We start from the raw sequence: 9685 nt of genomic DNA on the forward strand, positions 1-9685 counted from the left end.
GGAAATATAAACATTTTATTAAAAAGTGCGGTCAAAAATACAATAATTTTCCAATTATTATTATTTTTTCCAATAGCTTGGAATAAACAGCACGATTAATGAAAACATTTCTAAACGTCCACAGATCATAGCAAAACTAAAGACTAATTTAGCACTTTCTGGAACACCAATAAAACTTTCGTGAATAAAACCAAGTCCCGGTCCTGCATTCGTTAATGTGGCGAATACGGCTCCCATCGCATCAAAAGTATTCATTCCACAAAGAATAACAGCAAAAACACACCCCCAATAAACCAGTATAAAAATAATGAAAAATGCCCAAATACTTTCTATCATTCTTGGTGCTAGACGATTTTTACCTATTCGAATTGGTTGTACTAAATTTGGATGGATTAAACTATGCAGTTCTCGATCGATTTGTTTCCACAATATAAGTGTCCGTATCGCTTTTAATCCCCCAGTTGTTGAACCACCACAACCACCAATTACCGCAGAAATTACCAGTAAAAGCCCAATAAAAGGCGGAAGATTATCAATATCAAAAATCGTATAACCAGCAGTCATTGACATTGATGTTAATTGTAATGCACCTTTTGTTACTGCCTCGTTTATATCTGAAACTAAACCATAACCATATAAAGATAGAGATACAATACCAATAAAAATAATTTGCATCGTTAGAAAAAAACGAAATTCGGGATCTTTCCAATAATTTCGCCAAATATTTCTTTTACCTAGTGCAAGAAAAGCGGAAATATGTAAACTAAAATTAACACCACCAATCAGCATAAAAATTGTTGTAACCCAATAAATGGAAGCTTGATTAAAATAGCCAATACTTGCATCGTGCGTTGAAAATCCGCCATTTGAAATTGTTGAAAAACTATGCCCAATGGCATCAAAAAGATTCATTCCTGATAGCCAATATGCAATGGCACAAAGAACAGTTAATGAAGCATAAATAATCCATAGCGCTTTCGCCACTTCTGAAATTTTAGGCAAAGATTTTTGATCTTTAAGAGGGCCTGAAGATTCTGCTCGATATAATTGTGTCCCACCAATTCCCAACAGCGGAATTATCGCCACAGCCAATACGATAATCCCCATACCACCTAACCATTGTAAAAACTGACGATAAAACAAAATAGATTTAGGTAAATTATCCAGCCCCGTCATTACCGTTGCACCAGTAGTAGTTAAGCCAGAAAATGCTTCAAATACGGCTGAAGCAATAGTTAAATGTGGTGAATCGAACAATAAAAGAGGCAATGTTGCCAAGCTTCCTAAAACTAACCAAAAAGCCACAACAATCAAAAAACCATCACGGGATCGTAATTCTTGTTTATGGTGATGGCATGGCCACCAAAGCAATGTGCCCGCTGTCAAGCTCAACATAAAAGCCTGCATAAATGCCTTGCCGCCCCCATCACCATAAATCAGAGCAACAAATGCAGGAACTAGCATCGTACCTGAAAAACACATCACAAGAATACCAATAATTCGGATAATCGATAAAATACGCACAACTATTCGCCTATCTCTAAAAGTTGAATAACCAATCTACCTGAAGACTTTTCCGTTAATTCTGAAGAAAACGCCTCTATTGTTTTTTCACTAATACCTAAAATCAAATGAATATTTGCCTGAAAACCTTGAGATAAAATCTCAACCTGATATTTTTCACAAAGTTGTTGAACCAACCTTAACTGACCATAGTCACAATCAAGTTTGAAAGGGGTTCGTTCAACTTTAATTTCGCTTTCAATCAGCTTTAACGCTTGTTGTACGCCATTGCCGTAAGCACGAACTAATCCGCCCGTTCCAAGCAAAATGCCGCCATAATAGCGAACCACCACCGCACTGATTTCACCTAATTGACTACCTTGCAATGCACTCAACATTGGCTTTCCTGCCGTTCCAGCAGGTTCGCCATCATCAGAAAAACCAAGTTGTAGAGAATCTGTTGGCTTGCCTGCTACGGCAGCCCAACAATGATGCCGAGCATTTGGATGTTCTTGTTTAATCTTTGCCCAAAAAGCTCTTGCGTCTTCTAAACCTTCGGTGTGCTGTAAATAAGTAATAAAACGGCTTTTCTTAATTTCTTCTTCAAAAACAACCGCACTTTTAGGAACGAGGTATTCCGCCATTTCTTTTTTCAAGGTAATTTCAATGACACTAGTCTATCACTGATGACTGGGATTTGTCGAAATTTTGCCGTAAGTGCGGTATGATATGGCTCTGTTTTTCAAAAGAAAAAAGAATATGTCTGAAATTTCCGTCACACAAACCCTAAATACTTTAGGATTACGTTGCCCAGAACCTGTCATGCTTGTTCGTAAAAATATTCGTCATCTTAACGATGGAGAAATACTTTTGATTATTGCTGACGATCCTGCAACAACAAGAGATATTCCAAGTTTCTGTCAATTTATGGATCACACATTACTGCAAAGTGAAGTGGAAAAGCCCCCGTTCAAATATTGGGTGAAAAGAGGAAAATAAAACATCGACCTCATTAAAGTGCGGTCGATTTTTTATAATTTTTAAAGATTACGTAAGGCTTCAATACGCTTTTCGAGTGGTGGATGGCTCATAAAGAGTTCACTGCGTTTACCATTAATCATAAAGGCATTTAAAGAACCTTCGAGATTTTGTGGTTCGTGAAGTTGTTGCAAACGTTGCAATGCCATGATCATTTTTTCTTTGCCTACTAAACTTGCTGAACCAGCATCTGCACGGAATTCGCGGTAGCGTGAGAACCACATTGCGATAATACTCGCAAGCACACCAAAGAGCATTTCCAATACCATCGAAACCAAGAAATAAATACCTGAACTGCGCGTTTCCTCTCCATTATTGTTACGCGAACTTGCCACCGCCGTTGCAATAACGCGAGATAAGAAAATCACGAAAGTATTCAATACGCCTTGCAATAACGCCATCGTCACCATATCCCCATTGGAAATATGAGAAATTTCGTGCGCTAAAACAGCTTCAGCTTCAGCCTCCGTCATGTTGTTTAATAATCCCGTACTCACTGCCACTAAAGAATTGCTTTTCGTTGCACCTGTAGCAAAAGCATTCACATCGGGAGAATGATAAATCGCCACGTCTGGCATGGGAATACCCGCTTTCTGCGCTTGGCGACTAACGGTATCAATTAACCAACGTTCAGTTTGATTACGAGGTTGAGTAATCACCTCTCCGTCTACAGAACGTAATGCCATCGTTTTAGACAGGAATAAGGAAATTAATGAGCCAGCAAAACCAAATAGCAAAGCCATAATTAAAATGCCGCCAGTGCTATTTCCTGCAATTCCAGTCACACTTAAAATAATACCTAATACCAGCATTACAGCCATATTGGTTGCCAAGAAAAGAAGAATACGCATCATAATGTGTTCTCTCAAAGTTAGGGTTAAGTATTTCCTTAGTGGGGAAAATTCATAAAAAATTCAAGGTGTAATGTAAAATTTTTGCTATCAGCAGATAAACAAAAAGTGCGGTCAAAAACATGCGAGTTTATGACCGCACTTTTAAGCAGGGATTACCAAACAGAAAATTATTTTCTTACAGCAATCGCTTCAATTTCTAATCCCACATCTTTTGGTAAACGCGCAACTTCTACGCAAGAACGAGCAGGGAAGTTAGGATGATTATTTTCTTTAAAGAAACGTTCGTATTCTGCATTAACCGCAGCAAAATCATTAAGATCTTTCACGAAAACCGTTGTTTTTACAATATCGGCTGCGGTTAAACCTGCTTTCTCGATAATCGCTTTCACGTTTTCTAAAGATTGGCGTGCTTGTGCAACGATGTCAGCTGGCACTTCGCCTGTTGCAGGATTCACTGGAATTTGCCCTGAGGTTAAAACTAGATTGCCAAGATCAACCGCTTGAACATAAGGGCCAATGGCTGCTGGTGCTTTTTCAGTATGAATAATTTGAGTCATCATTTTCTCCTTAGTTGATAAAAAATTGGGTAATTTTTACCGCACTTTTCTGTTTATTAATCAATTTCTTTTAGTATGTCATCGGGAAGTGATTCTTTGCTTTCGACTAATTTCCCATCGTTTACTTTAAATTGTAAATTTTGGTAATAAGCTTCTCGGAACGTGATATATGGATCTTGAGCTTGACGTAACAATTCTGCATTATTGAGATTTTTCGCACGGGCATCCACTGCTTGCACACCATATTTCACTAATGCCCACGGACCACCAACCCATTGCCAGAATGGATACATATAAGCCGCATCAACCACTGCACCCGTTAATTGGCGTGGTGTTGTTGCATTATAAATCGGTAGCACAATATAAGTGCCAGCATCTACGCCGTAGCTACCTAAAGTTTCCCCAAATCCACGTTGATTATCTATGCGTAATTCTTTGCTTGCGCTCGCAAAATCAATAAAACCACCTAGTCCAAATACAGTGTTAATCCAAAAGCGATTAAAGTGAACAAATGCTTTTTTCGGTTCACCTTCAATTAATCGGTTTATGAAACTGACTGGCTCATCAAGATTATTTGCGATGCCAGCAAGACCAGAAGAAATCGGCTTAGGCACATAGTTATTCCAACCTTTTGCAGCGGGTTCTAGCACATAGCGATCTATAACATTATAGTTAAATTTCCACATTGTTCGATTGAAGTCTTCAAGGGAATCATTACGCTCACTTGCTTGTTTCGTGGCGTTGTGATTTGCACAACCTGTTAGTGCAATGGCACTCAAAAGTGCGGTCAAAATTACCTTTGTTTTCATTTTTGATCCTTACATAAATATGGGATTATTCTACCTAATTTGTGAAATAACAACAAATTTTGCGTATAAAAACACTCTTTTATGCTGTTTCAACAAACATTAAAAACAAAAAACCGCACTACAAAAGTGCGGTTATATTTTAATCATTTCTTAGTGTATTTTTTCAACTTGACCAAATTCAAGCTCAACTGGTGTAGCACGGCCAAAGATTGATACAGACACTTTTAAGCGACCTTTTTCATAATCCACTTCTTCTACTGTACCATTAAAATCAGCAAATGGCCCTTCAGTCACACGAACTTCCTCTCCCGGATGATATTCATTACGATGACGAGGTTTATCAGTATTTTGTTCAAGACGATTTAAAATAGTATCCGCTTCACGTTTGGAAATAGGTGCAGGTTTATCTGGTGTACCACCGATAAAACCCATCACTCTTGGCACACTTTTTACTAAATGCCAAGTTTCATCATTCATTTCCATTTCTACAAGTACATAACCTGGAAAAAATTTACGTTCACTTTTGCGACGTTTACCTGCTACATTTTCCACCACTTCTTCAGTTGGCACTAAAACTTCACCAAATTGATCTTCCATTTGTTGTTGTTTTATGTATTCACGTAAAGTTAGAGCTACACGACTTTCAAAGCCAGAAAACGCTTGTAATACATACCAACGTTTTTTTGATACTGTTGTTTCTTCAGTCATTTTAGAATCTCAAATCAGTTAAGAAATTAATCACTGTCACAATAATCGAATCTACTGCCCAAAAGAAGAGAGAAGCAATCATTGTTACCCCGATAACGATCAATGTTGTTTGACGCGCTTCAGCACGGGTTGGCCATACGACTTTACGCGCTTCTGTACGAGAGTCATTAAAGAACGCACGTGCTTTTGTTCCTTGATTAGTAATTGCCGCTAAAATAAATGCAATGACTAATGCAATAGCCATACCAATAACACGAATCGGTAAAGAATAGATTTGTTGGAAATAAATATTCCCAATTGCCGCAGCAGCAAAAAAGATCACAACTAAAACCCAAAGGAATGTATTTAAACCTTTAGATTTGCCTTCAACGATCACTTCTTGCGTATTTTTCTTTTTATCAACAATTTCGGTTGCCATAGAATTGAATCCGTTTTAAATGGAAATGTAAAAAATAATGCCATAAGAACGTGCGATTGTAGCATTTTCTTTTCGCCTTGCCTATTGAAAATAAGCATCAACATAGAAAATCTGGCGAAAACAACCGCACTTTTGCGATTAAATCTAATATTCTAATTTTGGCGCAAGATTATCTACAATTGTCGATTCATCAACGATAACTTTTTGTAAATTCTCAAGAGACGGTAGATCATACATTGTATCTAACAACACTGCTTCTACGATAGAACGTAAGCCACGCGCACCCGTTTTTCTTTCAAGTGCTTTTTTCGCCATTGCTTTTAATGCTTCTGGTGTGAAATCCAATTCTACTTTTTCCAATCCAAATAAGGCTTGATATTGTTTAATTAATGCGTTTTTTGGTTTTGTGAGAATTTGTATCAGCGCATCTTCGTCTAATTCACTTAATGGGGCAATCATTGGCAAGCGTCCGATAAATTCTGGAATTAAACCAAATTTCATCAAATCATCAGGTTCAACTTGACGGAATAATTCAGAAAGAGATTGTTGTTTTTCATCTTTTTCAACTTTGGCATTAAAACCAATACTCGTACTGGTTTGAGTGCGTTTATCAATAATTTTATCTAATCCTGCAAATGCACCGCCGCAAATAAAGAGAATTTTAGACGTATCCAATTTTACCATTTCTTGTTGTGGATGTTTACGACCGCCTTGAGGTGGAATGGAAGCTATTGTACCTTCAATAAGTTTTAATAAAGCCTGTTGCACCCCCTCTCCTGAAACATCTCGAGTAATTGATGCGCCTTCCGATTTACGGCTAATTTTATCAATTTCATCAATATAAATAATGCCTTTCTCTGCTTTTTCAGTATCGTATTCACAATTTTGCAAAAGTTTCTGTAATACATTCTCTACATCTTCTCCCACATAACCAGCTTCCGTTAATGTGGTTGCATCTGCCATCGCAAAGGGTACATTTAAACGACGAGCTAATGTTTGCGCAAGTAACGTTTTTCCGCTACCTGTAGGGCCTATAAGTAAAATATTACTTTTGCCAAGCTCTACATCATTGCTTTCATAGTTAGTTCGCAAGCGTTTATAATGATTATAAACTGCCACAGAAAGCACTTTTTTCGCATAATCTTGACCAATAACATAATCATCCAGATGGGCGCGAATTTCGTGAGGCGTTGGCAATTTATCTTTATTTTCGACCGCACTTTCCTCTAGGTTTTCATCATTACTTTCTTCAAGCATTGAGTGACAAAGTTCAATACATTCATTACAAATATAACCGCCTGTGCCAGCAATTAATTTATCTACTTCGCCTTTTTCTTTTCCGCAAAAAGAGCAGTGCAAATCTTTATCTTTGTCTGTCATTGTATACCCTTAACGTTTAACCAAGACTTCATCCACCAAACCATACGCTTGTGCTTCTTCAGCTGACATAAAATTATCGCGGTCGGTATCTTTCTCAATACGCTCAATACTTTGTCCAGTATGGAATGCTAAACGATCATTTAAGGTGTGTTTAATTTTCAAAATTTCTTGTGCGTGAATTTGAATATCCGATGCTTGACCACGGAAACCACCCAAAGGTTGATGAATCATCACTCGTGCATTAGGCAATGCAGCTCGTTTGCCAGCAGTTCCGCCAGCAAGCAAGAATGCGCCCATTGAACAGGCTTGACCAATACAAAGAGTGCGAATATCTGGCTTAATAAATTGCATTGTGTCGTAAATTGCCATACCTGCGGTCACAGAACCGCCTGGAGAGTTGATATAAATATTGATGTCTTTAGTTGGATCTTCCGATTCTAAAAAAAGAAGCTGCGCCACAATTAAATTTGCCATACGATCTTCCACTTCTCCACTTAGGAAAATCACACGTTCTTTTAATAAACGGGAATAAATGTCGTACGAACGTTCGCCACGCGAAGTCTGTTCAACGACCATAGGAATTACACTCATTTTCTTACCTTTTTCATTAAAACTGCTAATTATTTTATCGTAAATAACCCACAAATAAAAATGCGATCGCTTTTATTAAAAAGAGCGACCGCACTTTTATTCAATCATAATAATATTACTTATTATGCTTGTGGATTCATAATTTCATCGAATGAAGAAACTTTTTCTGTTACTTGTGCTTTTGCAAGTACTGCATCAACAGCTTGTTCTTCCAATACTACATTGCGAATATTATTCATTAACTCTTCGTTTTTACTGTAATATTCCACAACTTCTGCTGGCTGCTCGTAAGCTGATGCAATATCTGCAATCATTGCTTTAGCGCGTTCTTCATCAGCTTTTAATTCATTAGATTTAATCACTTCAGAGAATAATAAACCCACTTGCACACGACGAGTTGCTTCCGCTTCAAATAATTCACGTGGTAACTGTGCAGTTTGTTGTGCATTACCGCCAAAACGTTGAGCTGCTTGATTACGTAATACATTAATTTCTTCTTCTACTGCAGAAGCTGGCACATCAATCGGATTTTGTTCAATTAAACCATTGATTACTTGTTGTTTAACACGAGAAACTAACGCATTTTTCAATTCACGTTCCATATTTTTACGGATTTCTGCACGCAAATCAGCAACAGACTTAGTATTAGGGCCAAATTTAGCAACAAATTCATCTGTTAATTCAGGCAACACCATATTTTCGATTTTTTTCAAAGTAATCGCAAATTTTGCTGCTTTACCTTTCAAGTTTTCTGCGTGGTATTCCGCTGGGAAAGTCACATCAATATCAAATTGCTCACCTGCTTTATGACCAACAATTCCTTCTTCAAAACCTGGAATCATACGACCTTGACCCATAAATAATACGAAGTCAGTAGCTTTACCACCTTCAAATTCTTCGCCATCTACAGAGCCAACAAAGTCAATAGTAACGCGATCATCTGCTTTTACAACATCTTGACTTTCAGCCCAAGTAGCTTGTTGTTTACGTAACACATCGATCATTTTATCAATGTCAGCTTCCGTGATTTCAACAGTTGGTTTTTCAACTTTGATATTTTCTAAACCTTGTAATTTAACTTCTGGATAAACCTCGAAAGTTGCAGTGAAAACTAAGTCTTTACCTTCTTCAAAAGTTTCAATAGCAAAAGTTGGACGACCTGCAATATTAATTTTTTCTGCAATAACAGCATCAAAAAAATGACGTGGTAATAAATCGTTTAATACATCTTGACGAATTGACGCACCAAAACGTTGTTCAATGATATGGGCAGGAACATGACCTTTACGGAAACCATCTACGCGCACATTTTTTGCAGCACGTTTAAATTCTTCACGAACGGCTTTAGAGACAATTTCAGTTGGAACGGTAATCGCTACGCGGCGTTCTAAACCTTGAGTTGTTTCAATATTTAATGACATTTGTTACCTCAATTAATTTGCACTCGGTCAAATCCACACCGAACACGTTTGTTAAATAAAAAGACGCTCAATTATAACGAAAGAAATCTACGCAGTCGATAAAAGAGTGATTAAAAATTGCATTTTGATAATTTTAAAATACGACTTACAAACAAAAGTGCGGTTAAAAATGATTTTCTTTTATGCTCATATAAAGCAATTAGGATTTTGTACTTATTATACTTTTTTTTGATATTGATTAAATAAATTCAATTATTTAATATGTATAATAATTATTATCATTAAAAAATAAGGAAACCTATGACCAACTTTAAATTCAGCCTGCTTGCTTGCTCTATTGCATTTGCATTAAATGCAAGCACAGCTTATGCTGCCCAACCAACCAACCAACCAACCAACCAACCAA

At 37.2% G+C, this 9685-nt stretch carries 11 protein-coding genes; 1 reads left to right on the plus strand and 10 read right to left on the minus strand.

Annotated elements, in window-relative coordinates; genetic code table 11:
• Positions 1 to 60 precede the first annotated feature (60 nt).
• Both HMPREF2644_RS05155 and HMPREF2644_RS05160 read right to left on the minus strand, forming a co-directional pair.
• Positions 61 to 1524 (minus strand): TrkH family potassium uptake protein, encoded by a 1464-nt coding sequence (locus tag HMPREF2644_RS05155; RefSeq protein WP_005658606.1) that lies wholly within the window; start codon positions 1522 to 1524, stop codon positions 61 to 63.
• 2 nt (positions 1525 to 1526) lie between these two features.
• Complete coding sequence (locus HMPREF2644_RS05160) at positions 1527 to 2147, minus strand: YigZ family protein (protein WP_011272188.1); 621 nt, start codon at positions 2145 to 2147, stop codon at positions 1527 to 1529.
• A gap of 115 nt (positions 2148 to 2262) precedes the next feature.
• On the opposite strand from HMPREF2644_RS05160, the gene tusA reads away from it, so the two are divergent.
• Positions 2263 to 2502 carry a sulfurtransferase TusA gene (gene tusA, locus HMPREF2644_RS05165; protein ID WP_005665561.1) on the plus strand — a complete coding sequence of 80 codons (240 nt, stop codon included), beginning with the start codon at positions 2263 to 2265 and terminating at the stop codon, positions 2500 to 2502.
• Positions 2503 to 2543: 41 nt separating this feature from the next.
• On the opposite strand, the gene htpX is transcribed toward tusA, so the two are convergent.
• The 8 genes from htpX to tig form a co-directional block, all read right to left on the minus strand.
• On the minus strand, positions 2544 to 3398 hold the full coding sequence (gene htpX / locus HMPREF2644_RS05170) for a protease HtpX (RefSeq protein ID WP_162837812.1): 855 nt from the start codon (positions 3396 to 3398) through the stop codon (positions 2544 to 2546).
• 164 nt (positions 3399 to 3562) lie between these two features.
• Positions 3563 to 3952, minus strand: a complete 390-nt coding sequence (locus HMPREF2644_RS05175) for a RidA family protein (RefSeq protein WP_005630808.1) — start codon at positions 3950 to 3952, stop codon at positions 3563 to 3565.
• A 56-nt stretch (positions 3953 to 4008) separates the two neighbouring features.
• Positions 4009 to 4761 carry an MlaA family lipoprotein gene (locus HMPREF2644_RS05180; RefSeq protein ID WP_005648600.1) on the minus strand — a complete coding sequence of 251 codons (753 nt, stop codon included), beginning with the start codon at positions 4759 to 4761 and terminating at the stop codon, positions 4009 to 4011.
• Between the two features lie 150 nt (positions 4762 to 4911).
• Positions 4912 to 5469: a transcription termination/antitermination protein NusG gene (gene nusG / locus HMPREF2644_RS05185; protein ID WP_005648601.1), complete on the minus strand. Its 558-nt coding sequence runs from the start codon at positions 5467 to 5469 to the stop codon at positions 4912 to 4914.
• A 1-nt stretch (position 5470) separates the two neighbouring features.
• Positions 5471 to 5887 (minus strand): preprotein translocase subunit SecE, encoded by a 417-nt coding sequence (gene secE / locus HMPREF2644_RS05190; RefSeq protein ID WP_005658616.1) that lies wholly within the window; start codon positions 5885 to 5887, stop codon positions 5471 to 5473.
• A gap of 144 nt (positions 5888 to 6031) precedes the next feature.
• Positions 6032 to 7267: an ATP-dependent protease ATP-binding subunit ClpX gene (gene clpX / locus HMPREF2644_RS05195; RefSeq protein WP_005658618.1), complete on the minus strand. Its 1236-nt coding sequence runs from the start codon at positions 7265 to 7267 to the stop codon at positions 6032 to 6034.
• A gap of 9 nt (positions 7268 to 7276) precedes the next feature.
• Positions 7277 to 7888: an ATP-dependent Clp endopeptidase proteolytic subunit ClpP gene (gene clpP / locus HMPREF2644_RS05200; protein WP_257003823.1), complete on the minus strand. Its 612-nt coding sequence runs from the start codon at positions 7886 to 7888 to the stop codon at positions 7277 to 7279.
• Between the two features lie 92 nt (positions 7889 to 7980).
• Positions 7981 to 9279, minus strand: coding sequence for a trigger factor (tig, locus tag HMPREF2644_RS05205; protein WP_006995277.1), 1299 nt, complete (start codon positions 9277 to 9279; stop codon positions 7981 to 7983).
• Positions 9280 to 9685: the final 406 nt, after the last annotated feature.

The sequence above is a fragment of the Haemophilus sp. HMSC071C11 genome, assembly GCF_001837655.1.
Lineage (GTDB): Bacteria > Pseudomonadota > Gammaproteobacteria > Enterobacterales > Pasteurellaceae > Haemophilus > Haemophilus influenzae.

What these genes read in the sequence shown, in the direction of transcription:
- tusA (WP_005665561.1), top strand. Translation starts at nt 2,263, where the DNA reads ATGTCTGAAATTTCCGTCACACAAACCCTAAATACTTTAGGATTACGT.
- nusG (WP_005648601.1), bottom strand. Translation starts at nt 5,469, where the DNA reads ATGACTGAAGAAACAACAGTATCAAAAAAACGTTGGTATGTATTACAA.
- HMPREF2644_RS05180 (WP_005648600.1), bottom strand. Translation starts at nt 4,761, where the DNA reads ATGAAAACAAAGGTAATTTTGACCGCACTTTTGAGTGCCATTGCACTA.
- HMPREF2644_RS05175 (WP_005630808.1), bottom strand. Translation starts at nt 3,952, where the DNA reads ATGACTCAAATTATTCATACTGAAAAAGCACCAGCAGCCATTGGCCCT.
- secE (WP_005658616.1), bottom strand. Translation starts at nt 5,887, where the DNA reads ATGGCAACCGAAATTGTTGATAAAAAGAAAAATACGCAAGAAGTGATC.
- tig (WP_006995277.1), bottom strand. Translation starts at nt 9,279, where the DNA reads ATGTCATTAAATATTGAAACAACTCAAGGTTTAGAACGCCGCGTAGCG.
- HMPREF2644_RS05160 (WP_011272188.1), bottom strand. Translation starts at nt 2,147, where the DNA reads ATGGCGGAATACCTCGTTCCTAAAAGTGCGGTTGTTTTTGAAGAAGAA.
- clpX (WP_005658618.1), bottom strand. Translation starts at nt 7,267, where the DNA reads ATGACAGACAAAGATAAAGATTTGCACTGCTCTTTTTGCGGAAAAGAA.